The sequence below is a fragment of the Rhizobium altiplani genome (assembly GCF_001542405.1).
Classification (GTDB): domain Bacteria; phylum Pseudomonadota; class Alphaproteobacteria; order Rhizobiales; family Rhizobiaceae; genus Rhizobium; species Rhizobium altiplani.
Genome location: NZ_LNCD01000145.1, coordinates 96,796 through 111,842, shown reverse-complemented (window position 1 = coordinate 111,842; position 15,047 = coordinate 96,796). Strand labels below are relative to the sequence as shown.

General features: G+C 60.1%; 16 protein-coding genes. 8 read left to right on the top strand and 8 right to left on the bottom strand.

Annotated features, from left to right (window positions below; all coding sequences use genetic code 11):
- Positions 1-31 precede the first annotated feature (31 nt).
- Together AS026_RS37065 and AS026_RS37060 are read right to left on the bottom strand one after the other, a co-directional pair.
- Positions 32-1,189, bottom strand: a complete 1,158-nt coding sequence (locus AS026_RS37065) for an adenosylhomocysteinase (RefSeq protein WP_018856896.1) — start codon at positions 1,187-1,189, stop codon at positions 32-34.
- A gap of 92 nt (positions 1,190-1,281) precedes the next feature.
- Positions 1,282-2,172 carry a LysR substrate-binding domain-containing protein gene (locus tag AS026_RS37060; RefSeq protein WP_018856895.1) on the bottom strand — a complete coding sequence of 297 codons (891 nt, stop codon included), beginning with the start codon at positions 2,170-2,172 and terminating at the stop codon, positions 1,282-1,284.
- Positions 2,173-2,427: 255 nt separating this feature from the next.
- Here AS026_RS37060 and AS026_RS37055 point away from each other — a divergent pair, with 255 nt between their 5' ends.
- The 5 genes from AS026_RS37055 (at position 2,428) to AS026_RS37035 (ending at position 7,735) form a co-directional block, all read left to right on the top strand.
- Entirely contained in the window at positions 2,428-2,940 is a 513-nt protein-coding gene (locus tag AS026_RS37055) for an NUDIX hydrolase (RefSeq protein ID WP_025659467.1), read from the top strand.
- A gap of 62 nt (positions 2,941-3,002) precedes the next feature.
- Complete coding sequence (locus tag AS026_RS37050; protein ID WP_018116693.1) at positions 3,003-4,502, top strand: inorganic phosphate transporter; 1,500 nt, start codon at positions 3,003-3,005, stop codon at positions 4,500-4,502.
- 13 nt (positions 4,503-4,515) lie between these two features.
- Positions 4,516-5,253: a 16S rRNA (uracil(1498)-N(3))-methyltransferase gene (locus AS026_RS37045; protein ID WP_025659468.1), complete on the top strand. Its 738-nt coding sequence runs from the start codon at positions 4,516-4,518 to the stop codon at positions 5,251-5,253.
- Between the two features lie 149 nt (positions 5,254-5,402).
- Positions 5,403-6,776, top strand: a complete 1,374-nt coding sequence (locus AS026_RS37040; protein WP_018856891.1) for a glutamate--cysteine ligase — start codon at positions 5,403-5,405, stop codon at positions 6,774-6,776.
- A gap of 98 nt (positions 6,777-6,874) precedes the next feature.
- A complete protein-coding gene (locus tag AS026_RS37035; protein ID WP_062376018.1) occupies positions 6,875-7,735 on the top strand; it encodes a DUF937 domain-containing protein in 861 nt (286 codons plus the stop codon).
- Between the two features lie 87 nt (positions 7,736-7,822).
- Here the strand turns inward: AS026_RS37035 and AS026_RS37030 are convergent, their stop codons facing one another.
- A complete protein-coding gene (locus tag AS026_RS37030; protein ID WP_025659469.1) occupies positions 7,823-8,122 on the bottom strand; it encodes a DUF1127 domain-containing protein in 300 nt (99 codons plus the stop codon).
- Positions 8,123-8,324: 202 nt separating this feature from the next.
- On the opposite strand from AS026_RS37030, the gene AS026_RS37025 reads away from it, so the two are divergent.
- Positions 8,325-9,281, top strand: coding sequence for a LysR substrate-binding domain-containing protein (locus AS026_RS37025; protein WP_018856888.1), 957 nt, complete (start codon positions 8,325-8,327; stop codon positions 9,279-9,281).
- A gap of 2 nt (positions 9,282-9,283) precedes the next feature.
- Here AS026_RS37025 and AS026_RS37020 read toward each other — a convergent pair whose 3' ends face one another.
- On the bottom strand, positions 9,284-9,916 hold the full coding sequence (locus tag AS026_RS37020; RefSeq protein ID WP_062376015.1) for a TetR family transcriptional regulator: 633 nt from the start codon (positions 9,914-9,916) through the stop codon (positions 9,284-9,286).
- A 390-nt stretch (positions 9,917-10,306) separates the two neighbouring features.
- Here AS026_RS37020 and AS026_RS37015 point away from each other — a divergent pair, with 390 nt between their 5' ends.
- On the top strand, positions 10,307-11,212 hold the full coding sequence (locus AS026_RS37015) for a hydrogen peroxide-inducible genes activator (RefSeq protein ID WP_062376010.1): 906 nt from the start codon (positions 10,307-10,309) through the stop codon (positions 11,210-11,212).
- Here AS026_RS37015 and AS026_RS37010 read toward each other — a convergent pair whose 3' ends face one another.
- The 3 genes from AS026_RS37010 to AS026_RS37000 form a co-directional block, all read right to left on the bottom strand.
- On the bottom strand, positions 11,213-12,088 hold the full coding sequence (locus AS026_RS37010; RefSeq protein ID WP_062376006.1) for a dienelactone hydrolase family protein: 876 nt from the start codon (positions 12,086-12,088) through the stop codon (positions 11,213-11,215).
- A 98-nt stretch (positions 12,089-12,186) separates the two neighbouring features.
- Positions 12,187-12,609 (bottom strand): MAPEG family protein, encoded by a 423-nt coding sequence (locus AS026_RS37005; RefSeq protein ID WP_018116127.1) that lies wholly within the window; start codon positions 12,607-12,609, stop codon positions 12,187-12,189.
- A gap of 105 nt (positions 12,610-12,714) precedes the next feature.
- Positions 12,715-13,470, bottom strand: coding sequence for an SDR family oxidoreductase (locus tag AS026_RS37000; RefSeq protein WP_062376003.1), 756 nt, complete (start codon positions 13,468-13,470; stop codon positions 12,715-12,717).
- A gap of 95 nt (positions 13,471-13,565) precedes the next feature.
- Here AS026_RS37000 and AS026_RS36995 point away from each other — a divergent pair, with 95 nt between their 5' ends.
- Positions 13,566-14,483 (top strand): LysR family transcriptional regulator, encoded by a 918-nt coding sequence (locus AS026_RS36995; protein WP_018856883.1) that lies wholly within the window; start codon positions 13,566-13,568, stop codon positions 14,481-14,483.
- Position 14,484: 1 nt separating this feature from the next.
- Here AS026_RS36995 and AS026_RS36990 read toward each other — a convergent pair whose 3' ends face one another.
- Positions 14,485-15,045 (bottom strand): hypothetical protein, encoded by a 561-nt coding sequence (locus tag AS026_RS36990; protein ID WP_062376000.1) that lies wholly within the window; start codon positions 15,043-15,045, stop codon positions 14,485-14,487.
- Positions 15,046-15,047 lie beyond the last annotated feature (2 nt).

Genomic DNA, 15,047 nt, shown 5'->3' with positions numbered 1-15,047 from the left:
GCGCGCGGCGGAATCTCGCCGCGCCCGTCACCTATCGCGCCAGATCGAGATAGGCGCTCGCCACCATGGCATCGATATCCGCGGGTACCGGGACGAGACAGCTCTCGGCGCCGACTTCGCGTCTGGCGACACGCTCGAGGCAGCGCGCCTGCAGCGTGAAACCAAGATCCATCGATTCAACGGAATTGCCGAGCGGCCTGGGACCGGCGAGGTTCGCCATGTGGCCACCGCCGAGAACATGGAAAGAGCGACCGTCCTTCAGGTGCAGGGTCTCGATGTGATCCGCCTCGTAGCGATCGATCCGCACGACATCGGGGTGCTGCCGGAATGCGGCAACGTCGATCTCATGCGGGAAATGTCCGCCATTCATCAGGATTGCACCATCCTTGATCAGCGGAAGGTCGGCTGCGGTGATGATCGCGGGAAAGCCCGTAACGGTGACGAGCACGTCGGCCGAGGCAATCGCCTCGTTGCGCAGCGGCGTGGAAAATCCGTCGAGATGCGCCCCCAGCGCCGTCACCGGATCGATATCAACGACGCTGACGGCTGAAAACGCGTTGCGGAAACAGGCGGCGGTTCCCTTGCCGCAGGCCCCGTAGCCGAAAACCGTCACACGCTTGCCGTTGGTCGAGCGGTTGGTGAAGCGCATGTAGCTTTCGAAAAGGCTCTGGCCGACGGCATGTCTGTTTTCGGCGAACTGCTTGATCGGGCTGTCGTTGATGACCAGGATCGGCATGTTCAATTTTGCCCGTATCGGCAGCAGGCGTGTGCGGCCTGACGTAGTCTCCTCGGTGCCTCCGAGAAGGCTGGCGTAAGGAGCCCCGGCCGCAATCGCCAAGAGGTCGCCGCCGTTGTCGAGCAGAAGATCCGGCTTTTCCGCGACGACCGCCTGCAGGCTCTCATGATGCGCGACTGGGTCCGTTGTCTGGGTCGCGAACACAGTGATCCCCTGCGAACGGAGAAACTCGACAGTCGAAGGCTGCGTGCTGTTCAGATTTCCGGTGCAGACAAGCCGTGCGCCGCCGGCTTTCAGGGTCATCAGCAGCGCCACGGTCTTCGGCTCCAGATGAATCCCCGTGCCGATGGTCAAGCCGTTGAACGGTTGGGTCTTCTCGAATTCTGCCGCCGTTGCCTTGAGCAACCTGCAGCTGTTGCCGATCCATTCGATGCGGCTTGCTACTCTTTGCATATCCATGTCCTTTTGCTCGCAACGCAGTGTTAGGCTCGGCAGCGCCTTTCGACCATGGAGATAATTCTGCGCAATAGGGCAGAAAATCTGCCCTATTGCGTCGCCGCGCCAGAGCGGAGCAACCAGTCGCGAAGGGCGACGAACGCGGGTTTCGGCGAGTCGACGTTGCGACAGCACAGGCTATAGCCGGCCAGTCGGCGAATGAAGCCATAGGGTGCAGCAAGCAGATTGCGCTGCAAGTCATCTTCGATGGCAGCGCGCGGCGCGAGCACAACACCAATCCCCGATCGCACCGCCCCGAGCACCAGCAGCAGATCCTCGAATTCCTGCTTGCGCCGGAACATCACGGCCTGAGTGCCGCTCTCGGCAAACCACTCCTGCCAAAGGGTTGGCGCGCTGCGGCTGACAAGAGCGGTGATCTCCACCATCCGCGCGGGATCGCCGGCGATCCTTTCTGCCAGATCCGGTGTCGCGACGGGTCCGAATTCGTCCTCCATGAACTTGACCGCTGTCACCCCTGCCGTTGGCCGGTATTCGGCGCCCATGATGACGGCGTCGAGTTCCGGGTGCAGCGCCAGCGGCTCGACGACCGACATCGGCACGATATCGACGTCGACGACGCCAAGCTCAGCCTGCATGTTTGCAAGCCGCGGCATCAGCCACCATATAGCAAAGGCCGAAGGTACGCCGAGGCGAATGCGGCGATCCTCGCCACCGACAAAATCTGCAGCGGCGCGTTCCAGCGTCGCGAAGGCAGCGGTGGAGGCCTCCGCGAACAGTGCAGCTTTCGCGGTCGCAGCCAATTTTCTGCCATCGCGTTCGAACAGTTTCTCACCGAAATAGTTCTCCAGGATCGAGATCTGCTGGCGCACCGCGCCGCGTACAACACCAAGCTCGGCGGCGGCGCCAAGAATGCTGCCGTGACGGTATACGGCTTCAAAGGCGCGAATGGCTTTTAAGGGAGGAAGACGCATGATTACCATAGTATTGACATAACAGTGTATGAGATGACGCCGCCGTTGATTGAAATGCAAGGCGCGCTCATATTGAACGCCTGTGCATTGGCGGAATCAGGATAGTATCTGACGGATTTTTTGTTACCCGGCGAAACAAAAAGTTCCTATTGATAGTTATCAAATCCGAGCCAAAAGCATGAAATGCGTATGGATCGCGCAAGCTTTCCAGCGGATACTAATATAGACGACTCACTCGAACAGAACGCCAAGGTGACCCGACCGTTGACTCTTCTCGCCCGCCTCGCTGCAGACGTCCAGCTCATGTTTCGGCGCCCTCCGCGTCAACAATATGCTGCGCTCTGCTATCGGGTCAAAAAGAAAACCAACGACGTTGAAGTACTTTTACTGACCAGCCGCGACACCGGCCGCTGGGTGATCCCCAAGGGATGGCCGATGGACGGAAGGTGCTCGTATGAGGTCGCCGCACGCGAGGCATTCGAGGAAGCCGGTGCGCGCGGAACCGTCGAAAACGAGATCCTTGGTTCCTACTCCTACCCTAAGGTGTTGAAGAACGGCCTAAAGGTCACCTGTAAAGTGCAGGTCTATGCTCTCGAGGTTCTGGAGATCGCCAAGAACTTCAAGGAAAAAGGCGAGCGCAAGGTGGAGTGGGTCTCCTGCGACGAGGCTGTGAAGCGCGTTCATGAGCCTGAACTTCGCAATCTCATCCTGCTGTTCAAGCGCCGCATGACGGAACAGCTTGCGGCAAGCATGCCAAAGCAAATTCCGGCGGAATGAATACTGCCATCTTGCGCTGCTAAACTTGGCGGCGCTAAAGCAGGATTCAACGAAGGAATAGCATGCCCAACCGATCAGCCGTCCTCACGAAACGAACCCTCGACAAAGACCTCGACAAGCTTACGCATGTCGAGGATGCGACGAAGTTCGTCTCGCGCAAACTGGTGGCGCCGGGCCTCGGGCTGATCTTCCTTGGGCTAGCCATGCTTTTCGCGGGCGTCTATGTCTTTGACCGGCCAAGCGCCGTGCTGGTGATCGCGGCAGCGGCGCTCGCCGCCTACATGGCCATGAACATCGGTGCAAACGACGTTACCAATAACGTCGGCGCCGCCGTGGGCGCCCGAGCGATGACGATGGGGCAAGCTCTTGTCATCGCAGCCATCTTCGAAATTCTCGGGGCGACAGTTGCCGGCGGCGAGGTCGTCAAGACGATCTCCTCCAGCATCGTGGATGCCGTGCAAGTCCCACCAGGCACACTCAGCTGGATCATGATAGCGGCACTGATGGCCGCCGCATTGTGGATCAACCTCGCGACCTGGATGAACGCACCGGTCTCGACCACGCACGCGATCGTCGGCGCGGTGATTGGAGCGGGTATCGGCGCGGTCGGTCCGGACCCGGTGAAATGGCGGGTGATGGTCGAGATCACATCGGCCTGGGTGACTTCGCCGCTGCTTGGCGGCGTGATTGCGGCCGGCCTGCTTTTCCTCGTGAAGAGCCTGATCATCTACCGCGACGACAAGATTGCCGCGGCGCGGCGTTGGGTCCCCGTTCTGATCGCGATGATGCTCGGTGGCTTTGCTTCCTACATGGTGCTGCAGCTTACGCCCGCTGGCGCGTTTTCCTCGTTCACAATCCTCCTTTTCGGCGTCGCGGCCGGCGGCCTCGGATGGTTTGCCGCGCGTTCATTCGTTCACAGGCAGGCCGTAGGGCTGGAAAACCGCAACAGCTCGCTGCGCGTCCTCTTCCAGATTCCCCTGATTGGCTCGGCAGCTCTGCTCTCCTTCGCACATGGTGCCAACGACGTATCCAACGCAGTCGGCCCACTTTCGGCAATCGTGCGCGCGGTCGCGGGATCCGCAGCCGGCCCGAATGGCCAGCCCCCGATCTGGGTGCTGCTCATCGGCGCCTTCGGTATCTCGGTCGGCCTACTGTTGTTCGGGCCGCGCCTGATCCGGCTGGTCGGTGAACAGATCACCAAGCTCAACCCCATGCGCGCCTATTGCGTTGCGCTGTCGACGGCCTTCACGGTTATCGTGGCCTCGTGGCTCGGCATGCCCGTCAGTACGACGCATATCGCGGTCGGTTCCGTGTTTGGCGTCGGCTTCTTCCGCGAGTGGTACACCCGGAACTCGAAGCGACGCATCCGGTACGTGCGGCGCAAGGCGGAAAGCTGGGCGATTGATGAACCGGAAGATCCGAACACGCATGAGGTTCGTCGCCGCTATCTCGTTCGCCGTTCGCACTTCATGACGATCATCGCCGCCTGGATCATCACGGTGCCGGCCTCGGCAGCGCTTGCAGCGATGATCTATTGGGTTATGTTCGCGCTCTTTGTATGAGCAGGACTTTTCGATGCGCGCCAATTTTCGGATGCAACGGCTGTTTGTGGACGCTCCTCTCGCCACCGGAGCAACGGTCGAGACGACGGGCGACCACTTCAACTATCTCGCCAACGTACTGCGCATGACTGATGGCGCCGAACTGCTCGTCTTCAATGGCCGCGATGGCGAGTGGAAGGCGCGCCTCACCTTTCCAACGCGGAAACGGATTGTAGTGGTCGCCGAGGAGCAGACCCGCCCGCAGCCGGCAGCCTCCGATCTGCACTATCTCTTTGCACCACTGAAGGTCGGGCGACTCGACTACCTAGTGCAGAAGGCCGTCGAGATGGGCGCAGGCCTTCTGCGTCCAGTGATGACCCAGCATGTGCAGGGCAAGATCACCAATCTCGACAAGCTGAAGGCAAACGTCATCGAGGCAGCGGAGCAATGCGGCATACTCGATATCCCCGACGTTGCCGAGCCCGTGAAGCTGTTCGACCTGCTGGACACTTGGCCGAGCGACCGCCGCATCATCTATTGCGACGAGGGCGATGCGGGGCAGAACCCGCTACCACTGCTGTCCAAGATCAGCGAGCGACAGCTGGCGCTCCTTGTCGGCCCAGAGGGCGGTTTCTCCGAGGAAGAGCGCGCGCGGCTGCGCGGCCTCGATTTCGTGACCGCAATCCCGCTTGGGCCGCGGATCCTCAGAGCCGATACGGCTGCGGTTGCTGCCATGGCAGTCATTCAAGCGTCGATCGGCGACTGGAATTAACCTTAGGATCGGTCGCAGCCGAAATATCCTGCTATTTTTTTGATGGACCGTTGAAACAATTTCACTTGCAACATACGTGGGAGCGGTCCTAATCACCCTTCCAATTGCCCGGGTTTTTCCAGGCGCTCTCCCATTGCAGGTAGACTTGAATGGCTCGCGATACCACCGACCAGACGCCACTCTCTTCGGTTCAGGAGCTGACCGATTATCTTGCCGCGGGGAACAAGCCGGCGGAAAAATTCCGCATCGGTACCGAGCATGAGAAGTTTGCCTTCTTCCGGGCGGACAACGGCCCTGTGCCGTATTTCGGCGAGGCCAGCATTTCGGCGCTGTTGAAAGGCCTTCAGCAGAAATCCGGCTGGGACCCGATCATGGACGGCGACAATATCATCGGCCTGGGCGAGCCGAACGGAATGGGCGCGATATCGATCGAGCCTGGCGGCCAGTTCGAACTGTCCGGCGCGCCGCTGGAAACGATCCACGAGACCTGCAAGGAATCGAATACCCATCTGGCGACGTTGCGCGAGATCGCCGAGCCGATGGGCATCCGCTTCCTCGGCATTGGCGGCAGCCCCAAATGGACACTGGCCGAAACGCCTGTCATGCCGAAATCCCGCTACGAGATCATGACCCGCTACATGCCGAAGGTCGGCGCCAAGGGTCTCGACATGATGTATCGCACCTGCACCATCCAGGTGAACCTCGACTTTTCCTCCGAAGCCGACATGCGCAAGAAGATGCGCGTTTCGATGAAGCTTCAGTCTCTGGCAACTGCGCTCTTTGCCTCGTCGCCCTTTACCGAAGGCAAGCCCAACGGCCTGCTCTCCTGGCGCGGCGACATTTGGCGCGACACCGACAACAATCGCTCCGGTCTGCTGGACTTCACCTTCCGCGACGATTTCGGTTTTCATGATTATGCCGAATGGGCCCTCGACGTGCCGATGTATTTCATCGTGCGCGACGGGCACTATCACGACTGTACCCACATCACGTTCCGCCAGTTCATGAACGGCGCGCTGAAGGGCGCGGTTGCCGCCTGGGAGCCGACGATGGGCGACTGGACGAACCACCTTTCGACCCTCTTCCCCGACGTTCGCCTGAAGCGCTTCCTAGAGATGCGCGGTGCCGATGGCGGCCCGTGGCGGCGCATTTGCGGGTTGCCGGCCTTCTGGGTCGGGCTTCTCTACAACGATGCTGCACTCGAAGACGCGGATATGCTGACCAAGGACTGGACATTCGACGAGGTCAACGCGTTGCGCGATGCCGTCCCGTCTCAGGGTTTAAGGGCAAAGTTCCGCGGCCATGAGCTTTATGAGACGGCGCGCGAAGTGATCGCCGTTTCGAAGTCCGGTCTCCGAGCGCGCAACAAGCTCAACAAGGAAGGCCAGGACGAAACCATCTTCCTTGCGCCGCTCGACGAAGTCATGGCCAAGAAGGCGACTTTGGCCGAGGATCTGCTGGCGCTGTATCACGGCCGCTGGAACGGTTCCGTGGAGCCTGTCTTCGAAGAGTATCAATACTAGGGTCTACCCTAAGCCCTTCTGCAAAAAGCGGTTTGCGCATTCCTTTTTCCGGCTATAGTGACGCAATTACGCGTTGCGAAACCGGGAAAGGGATTACCATGCTGCCACTCTTCGACATGATGATGCAGGCCCAGAACGGCGCGGCGATGGATGCGGTCTCCAAGCAGTTCAATCTTGCCCAGGAGCAGGCCACAAAGGCGATGGCCGCGCTGATGCCGGCATTTTCCGCCAGCCTGAAACGGAGCAGCAGCAACCCCTACGACTTCATGGGGCTGATGCAGGCGGTCGCCTCCGGCAACTACGCCAAATATTTCGAGGACATGGGCAAGGCCTTCACCCCGCAAGGAATCGATGATGGCAACACCATCCTCGGTCAGCTGTTCGGCTCCAAGGAGGTCTCGCGGGCGGTTGCGGCGCAGGCTGCCCAGATGACCGGGATCGGCCAGGAGATCTACAAGCAGATGCTGCCCGTGATGGCCGATACTTTGATGGGCGGCCTGTTCAAGCAGTCGATGGGGCAGATGAACGCGCCCGTCAATCCATTCATCAACACCGCCATGGGCGAAACCATCCAGAAATGGCTGGAAAGCACCGGCTTTGCGCCGAAGCAGAAGGCCGCTCCGGAGCCCACCATCTTCGACAATCCTTTCACTCAGGCCATGCAGCAGATGTTCGGCATGCAGAAGCCGGAGGCAGAGAAGACGGTCACCAATCCGTTTTTCGACAATCCATTCGCAAAGGCCTTTCAGGAAATGATGGGCTCGCTCGGAAAGCCGGTTGAGCCGAAACGAGCCGAAGCCCCGAAAGAGCAGGCAAAGGCAGAGGCGGAACGCTACGTCGACATGCTGAACAACATGTTCGACAGCGGGCTCGAGGTTCAGAAGAGCTACCAGATGAGCATGGAAGCGATCTTCGAGACCTATATGCCGAAGGAGCCCTCCACTCCCCCGAAGGCATAAAAAAACCCGGAGACGGCTGGGAGGCCGGTCACCGGGTAAGAGGCAGGGCTATTGGCTATCACCCTGCGGGGAAAAACTGGGCCGGTCTCAATCCTTTCGGGACCGGAAGAGCGACGTCGGTCCGCGGTTGCGCGCGGATTTAGTCAGGTGTTCCGACGGATCTTCAAAGAAGGTGGACGCCAGGAACGCGGAAGTGAGATCGGTCCTGCTAAGGCCGATATCCTTCAATTGATTGTCATCGAGCTCGTTCAGCTTGTTGATCTCCATACGGTTGCGGATCACGCGCAGTACGGATGACAGCGTTGCAAAGCCATTTACGAGACGCTGGAAGAACGTCAGCGAGGTCTGGCTGCAGTCGAGTTCGAGTATCCGGTCTGTCGTGCGCATGGGACGATCCTTTCATTGGCGCGCAACAACCCACCCCTCCCGCGAGGTCGAGCGGCAAGGCATCGGGTTGAAATCGGAGCGGACAGGCAGGGTGTCTGTCCTTCACTTTGCTTGATTTGCATCCCGAAGATGCCAAACACCTATTGATCAGTCCAACGAATGTTTCTAATGATTAACATCAGAGATCTTTATAGGTGAACTCATGTCAGCGCCTCTCGATATTGATCAGTTGCAGACCTTCATTGCGATTGTGGATTCCGGCAGCTTCACCAAGGCTGCCGACAGAGTCTACAAGACGCAGTCCGCTGTCTCCATGCAGATGCGGCGACTGGAAGAGCGCATCGGCAAGCAGCTTTTCATCAAGGACGGGCGCGGCAACCGCCTCACCGTCGAAGGCGAGAAGCTCTTGAACTATGCGCGACGAATCATTCGCCTCAACAACGAAGCGATCGCAGCCTTTGATGACAACCGTCTCGAGGGCACGCTGCGCATCGGCACGCCCGATGACTACGCCGACCGCTACATGCCCGAGATCATCGGCCGCTTTGCCAAGACGCATCCGAACGTGGAGCTTTACATTGTCTGCGAACCCTCGGTGGGCCTCGCCGAGCGCATGAATCGCGGCGAGCTCGACATTGCGCTGGTGACCCACAATCCGCGCGAACGCATGTCGGATGTCGTGCGAACGGAACCGCTCTGCTGGGTCGGCTCTGCCAACCATCCGATCCGCGACGATGCCCCTGTGCCGCTCGCCGTCGGCCGTCGCGACTGCCAGTGGCGGCAGCTCGCCTGCTCGGCGCTGGACGCGGTCGGTCGCGAACACCAGATCCTGTTCACCAGCTGGTCGTGCACCGTCGTCGCGGCCGCGGTCCTCGCCGGCATGGCCGTTTCCGTCATGCCGGAATCGGCTCTGCGCACGGGGATGAAGGTGCTAAGCCAGGCGGACGGCTTCCCTGCCCTGCCCCCGGTCCAGATCGGCATCATGAAGCGGCCGGGTGTTTCCATCTCGCTGATGAACGCGATCACGGCGCATATCACCGCCTGCCTCGACAACATCACGCCCGCTGTCGTCGACGACAATCTCGACGCTGACGTCAAGAACGCCTATGGGCGGGCTCAGCCCCGCCTCAAGGTCGCTGGCATCGTCCCGAGTTGGTAGGCTCAGGCGGCAACCGGTGAGAGGAAGGCTGTTCGGATCAAGCGCTTCCACTCATCCAGGATGCGTCTTGCAAGGGAATCCTCGCTGACGACCGCAAGGCGGATCGATGCCCCGAGCAGATGGCTGAACAGATAGCTGCGGGCCTGCATGTCGGCTGCGGAGAGCTCAGGTGCGACGCGGCGGACGGTATCCTGAAAGATGTCGGCAATCCGCTTGCTATGCTCGATGTTGAGCAGCAGCAGGTCGTGGTCGGTTTCGGTACCCATCCAGATGCCGAGATAGGCGGCATCGTTGCGATAGTCGGCGTAGTGCCAGTCGATCGTCGCGACGAGTACCTCGAGCGCATGGTCGACGGAGTGCACGGACGCAAAGGCCTCGGCGATGCGCGTCTGGAGCGCCAGCGCATGGCGGTCGAAGAGCGCTTTGACGATCGCCGCCTTCTCGGGAAAATACTGATAAACGGAACCAATCGGAACCTTGGCGGCGACGGCCAGTTCCGTCATCCGCATGGCGCTTACACCCTTTTCAGCGATGAGTGCGGCTGCGGCCGACAAGATGTGGTCGAGCCGCTGAATACTGCGTTCCTGCTTTGGCTTCCGGCGGAGGCCAATACGATCCAAACTTCCGACCTTCATGTCGTTCCCATTTGTTCTATGTGGAGCGACGGAGGTGGTTCATACCGGCGCCATCTCGCCGATATGACATGCAGGTCTTCACGACTCGTAAACGAGATGCATCGGATTGTACGGATGGGGAAAAGTATAAGAAAATCGGGGTGATACACCCGTATTTGGTCAACTCCGCGTGTTGTTTTGCTCACTTGCGACGGGTTGGACGTTAATCGTTGTGGCCGTGGCTTCTCGGTCGCTGCGCGCACCGATTCGCGCACGCTACATGTGCCTCAAGTGCCCTCAAATCGGCGGCCACTCAGGATGCCGCCTGAAGAGCGGCCTTGCTCGTAATTCCATTGACCTTCGATAATCTCAAGTCGTATTTAATGAGATTATCGATTGGAAGAGATTATCATGCTGACCTTACGACAGATGCGTTATTTCGATGCGCTGGCAACGACGCGCCATTTCGGCAGGGCCGCCGAAATGGTCCACATCAGCCAGCCGGCGCTGTCGACCCAGATCATGGAAATGGAAGAATATCTCGGCGCCAAGCTGGTCGAGCGAACGCGGCAGAGCACGATCCTGACGCCGAAAGGCGAAGAGGTTCTGCACTATGTCCGCGCCATCCTGCATCAGGTCGACCTGCTCGAGCAGACGGCCCGAAAGGGCGAAGGCACGCTCGAAGGTCTGATCCGCATCGGAATTATTCCGACAGTCGCGCCCTACCTCGTCCCTCAGTTCGTTCCGCATCTGCGCAAGACTTACCCCAGCGTTGAGGTGGAACTTCGGGAGGCGGTCACCGATCGGTTGATGGCGGACCTCCAGACGGGAAAGCTCGATGCCGTGATCGCGGCCTTGCCGCTCGATATCGAAGGCATCCAGACGCGACCGCTCTTCACCGACCGCTTCTTCATGGCCGTAGCGGACAACGGCGAGGCGGTGCTGATGTCGCCGCTCACCGAGCATGAAGTAAATGTCGATCGCCTGCTACTGCTCGAGGAAGGACATTGCCTGCGCGATCAGGCCCTTGCCGTCTGCAGCGCCGGCAAGCGCAGCCTCGTCAACTTTGGTGCGACCTCAATGGCGACGCTGCTGCAGATGGTGTCGCATGATATGGGCATGACGCTCATTCCCGAGATCGCCATTCCGACGGAGACCAGCCGCAATTCGATCCGCATCGTGCCCTTTACCGATCCACAGCCGTCGCGCGAGATCTGCCTTGCCTGGCGTCGCAGCAACCATCGTGGCAAGGAGATGGAGGCGCTGGCAGAGGCGATCATCGCTGTCGCCCCTGCGCCGCGCGAGCTGGCGGCCTGATCAGGCCAGGTTCTTCTTCAGGAATTCGACAGTCCTGCTCCAAGCGAGGTCGGCCGCCTTCTTGTCGTAGCGAGCCGCCGACGTGTCATTGTTGAAGGCGTGGTTGACGCCGTCATAGACGAAGATCTGGAAGTCCTTGCCATTGTCCTGCAGCGCCTTCTTGTAGGCGTCGATGCCGGCATTGATACGGTCGTCGAGGCCGGCGTAATGCAGCATCAGCGCAGCCTTGATACCAGGCACATCGGCCGCCTTCGGCTGGGCGCCGTAATAGGCAACACCCGCCTTCAGGTCCGGCGAGGCAACAGCGAAATCGTTAACTAGCCCGCCACCCCAGCAGAAACCGATCACGCCGACCTTGCCATTGGAATTGTCGAGTTTGCTCAGATATGTAAGCGTCGCCTCCGCGTTCGCCACCGTGGCGGGTCGGTCGAGCGTGCTGAACATCTCGCGGGCTTTGTCCTCATTCTCCGGCGTGCCGCCCTGGGGCGAGAGGAAGTCTGGCGCCAGCGCGATGAAGCCCTCCAGCGCCATGCGGCGCGCGACATCGCGGATGTGCGGGTTCAGACCGCGGTTCTCGTGGATAACAATCACGGCGCCGAGTTTTCCCGATGCATCCTTGGGTTCGACGAAGTAACCTTTCATCTCACCAGCTCCACCGGGATAGGTGACGTCCTTGGCCACCACCCGCGTGTCGTCGGCGGCGATCATTTCGGCGCTTGCCTTGTTGGCCGCAAGCATCGGTGCGATGACAGCGGCTGCACCGGCGGAACCGGCCAGTTTCGTCAGCTTGTCCATGAAGTTGCGGCGATCGAGTGTCAGATGCGTGTATTCGTCGTAGGCGTTGATCATCGCCTGCGTGATTTCCGGCTTGTTCATTTGAGGCCTCCCGTTCCCTACATGTCGGCTTTCGCCTGTCGGGGAAGATAGGTCAGCGGCCAGTAACGCAGGAACAAAACTGCGTTACTTCAAGTCGCTCAACCGTTCGCGAATGCCATCCAGGCGGCAACCCACATCCACATGGCGCCGAGCACCACATAGCCGCAGGCAAAGAGCGGGCTGCGATAACGCAGATTGTTGCTGGTCACGTGGATGAAGGCGTGCAGATAGCGCGATGCGACAAAGATCCAGGCAAGAACAACGGCGACGAGGTTATCGGCTTCCGTCATGTAAAGAAGGACGCAACAGGCGTAGAAAAGCACCGGCAACTCGAACTGGTTGGCGAGGCAATGCTTGACGACAAGGCCTTCCGCTGGCTCGTCGCGATTTTCCCGGTAGTTCGATCGCCGGATCTTGCCCCCCCGAACCAGCTTTTGCCGGCGGTACGAGAGAAGCATGTAGAGGAAATAGACTAGGGCTACGTGGGCAATAATGGGCCAGAACATCTCGTAGCCGGTCATGCTGTCTCTTCCTTGCGGTTTTTTCGTTTGATTTCCACGCTGTAGAGGAAAACAACCGACGCCGCAAATGCCCGTCGCGATTGTGCGACGGGCATGGCTGCTGCATCAGACCTGGGCGATGCCGCCATCGGCGAAGAGTTCTGCGCCAGAGACGAAGCTCGATTCATCCGAAGCCAGGAACAGAGCTGCGGAGGCGATTTCTTCGGCGCGACCGACGCGGCCCATCGGAACCTGCGAACTGAGATAGTCGAGAAGGCCCTGCTGGTCAGCCTTGTCCTTGCCTGCGAGTTCGACCAGGCCGGTCGTTTCCGTCGGGCCGGGACTCAGCGTGTTGACGCGGATGCCGCGGTCCTTGAGATCGAGGATCCAGTTGCGCGCGAAGTTGCGGATCGCCGCCTTCGAGGCAGCGTAGACGCTGAAAGCGGGCGTGCCCGTCGCACCGGCCGTCGAGCCCGTCAGAATAACCGACGAGCCGTTACCGAGCAGCGGCAGTGCCGTTTGCACGGTAAAGAGCACGCCCTTGACGTTGCGGTTGAACGTGTCGTCAAACTGTTCTTCGGTGATCTGACCGAGCGGCGCGAACGAGCCCCCACCTGCGTTGACGAAGAGCACGTCGATGCGGCCGGCCTCTTCCTTCACGCGATTGAACAGACGATCGAGATCGGCCTGCTTGGCGGAGTCGGCCTGGATGCCGATGACGTTGCCGCCGATCTCGTCGACGGCCGCGGCGAGCACATCTGCGCGGCGGCCGGTGATGAAGAGGCGAGCGCCTTCGGCGACGAAACGCTTCGCCGTGGCGAGACCGATGCCCGACGTGGCGCCGGTTATCACTGCAATCTTGCCATTCAATTTCTGAGTCATTGTCGTCGTCTCCTTTTGTTCGACTGAGCAGAAGATATGGACGAGCCGATCGTTTCGAAATAGAAAGGAATGAAAACCATTGTTGCAAATACGAAATGATGAAGCTGCCAGACTTCGAAGGCCTCGCGATGTTTGCCAAAGTGGCGGAGGAGCGATCGTTCGCCCGCGCGGCAAAGACGCTGGGTATTTCCGTAGCAACCGTTTCGCGCGGCGTCGCACGCCTGGAACAGAGACTGGGCGCCCGGCTGTTCAATCGGACATCGCGCCAACTGTCGCTGACGGAATTCGGCCTCCGTCTCGCCGAGCGCGCGTCGCGGATCTACTCCGATGCGGAGGAGATCGAGAATGCGGCGCTCGAGCTGTCGAGTCGTCCCCGCGGTCTGATCCGGCTGGCAGCGCCAATGACGTTCGGCGTGCATTGGATTGCACCGATCCTGCCCGAGTTCTTTGAACTCTACCCCGACATCAGCATCGATCTTCACATGAGCGACGCGAGCGTCGATCTCGTGGGGGAAGGTTTCGATGCTGCGCTTCGTATCGCGGTTTTGCCGGACTCGTCCCTAATTGCCCGTCGGCTCGCGCCAGTTAAGCCGTTCATTCTGGCGTCGCCTGCCTATCTCGAGAAATACGGATGTCCTGAGCATCCTCGAGAGCTGGCCGCGCATCACTGCCTCGGCTATGCCTATCGGCCACGCCAGGACATATGGCGGCTGACGAATAAGGCAGGCGAGGAGGAATTCGTCACCCCAACCGGCCCACTTCGGGCGACCAATTCGGAAGCATTGATCCCAATGGCGTTGCGCGGCCTCGGCATCTGCGAGCTGCCGGAGTTCATGGCCAGCGAATATCTAGCTGACGGGCGCTTGAAGGCGATCTTGACCGATTGGAGCCTGCCCAGCGGGGCACTTTATTTTGTCACGCCGTCCGCACGCGCACGACCGGCAAAGGTCGAAGTATTATCGGAGTTCATGGCGGCTCGCCTTTCCAATCCGCCATGGCGGTGGCCGCGGTAAGCTACTGCTCGCCCTCTTGGCCGCGCATCGCACGAACGACAGCGAAGCGGATGATGACGACGAGGCAGATGGCGAGGCTTGAGAATTTCAGCCGTGTCATCCACGGCAACAACTGCGCGGCCTGATCCGCCCAGGCACTGTCCCCGAAGGCGATCAAGCTGGAGACATTCTCGCCGTAGTCGGCGAGGCCATAGATGAAGGGGAGCGCATAGATCAGCTTGGCGAAGAACGGCCGAATCGGGCGGTTGAAGTATGAGCCGCCGGGTCTCAGCTTGATCAAGACCAGCAAGAGGAGTGCCGTCAGAAGTGCCGGAAAGATCAGCTCGGGACCAGCGTACATGGCCCGCAACAGATTGTTGGCAATCTCGTTCTCGCCGAGGAGCCGCTGCATCCGGCCGACGGTGAATTCGTCATAACCGGCGAAATAGATATCGAGAACGGCTTGCCCGGTTTCGTGCTTGAAGGGGACAACAAAGCCGAACGTCGTCCACGCAAGCACGCCAAGGCAGATAGCCGCGAGCAGCGCAATAATCCAGAGCGGAATACGGCTGCCCGCGTTCATTT

Excerpts from the sequence above, each read along its gene's own strand:
- AS026_RS37020 (WP_062376015.1), bottom strand. The coding sequence starts at position 9,916 with ATGAAGGTCGGAAGTTTGGATCGTATTGGCCTCCGCCGGAAGCCAAAG.
- AS026_RS37060 (WP_018856895.1), bottom strand. The coding sequence starts at position 2,172 with ATGGTAATCATGCGTCTTCCTCCCTTAAAAGCCATTCGCGCCTTTGAA.
- AS026_RS37065 (WP_018856896.1), bottom strand. The coding sequence starts at position 1,189 with ATGCAAAGAGTAGCAAGCCGCATCGAATGGATCGGCAACAGCTGCAGG.
- AS026_RS37000 (WP_062376003.1), bottom strand. The coding sequence starts at position 13,470 with ATGACTCAGAAATTGAATGGCAAGATTGCAGTGATAACCGGCGCCACG.
- AS026_RS37010 (WP_062376006.1), bottom strand. The coding sequence starts at position 12,088 with ATGAACAAGCCGGAAATCACGCAGGCGATGATCAACGCCTACGACGAA.
- AS026_RS37025 (WP_018856888.1), top strand. The coding sequence starts at position 8,325 with ATGTCAGCGCCTCTCGATATTGATCAGTTGCAGACCTTCATTGCGATT.
- AS026_RS37030 (WP_025659469.1), bottom strand. The coding sequence starts at position 8,122 with ATGCGCACGACAGACCGGATACTCGAACTCGACTGCAGCCAGACCTCG.
- AS026_RS37035 (WP_062376018.1), top strand. The coding sequence starts at position 6,875 with ATGCTGCCACTCTTCGACATGATGATGCAGGCCCAGAACGGCGCGGCG.
- AS026_RS37045 (WP_025659468.1), top strand. The coding sequence starts at position 4,516 with ATGCGCGCCAATTTTCGGATGCAACGGCTGTTTGTGGACGCTCCTCTC.
- AS026_RS37040 (WP_018856891.1), top strand. The coding sequence starts at position 5,403 with ATGGCTCGCGATACCACCGACCAGACGCCACTCTCTTCGGTTCAGGAG.
- AS026_RS37005 (WP_018116127.1), bottom strand. The coding sequence starts at position 12,609 with ATGACCGGCTACGAGATGTTCTGGCCCATTATTGCCCACGTAGCCCTA.
- AS026_RS37050 (WP_018116693.1), top strand. The coding sequence starts at position 3,003 with ATGCCCAACCGATCAGCCGTCCTCACGAAACGAACCCTCGACAAAGAC.
- AS026_RS36990 (WP_062376000.1), bottom strand. The coding sequence starts at position 15,045 with ATGAACGCGGGCAGCCGTATTCCGCTCTGGATTATTGCGCTGCTCGCG.
- AS026_RS37015 (WP_062376010.1), top strand. The coding sequence starts at position 10,307 with ATGCTGACCTTACGACAGATGCGTTATTTCGATGCGCTGGCAACGACG.
- AS026_RS36995 (WP_018856883.1), top strand. The coding sequence starts at position 13,566 with ATGATGAAGCTGCCAGACTTCGAAGGCCTCGCGATGTTTGCCAAAGTG.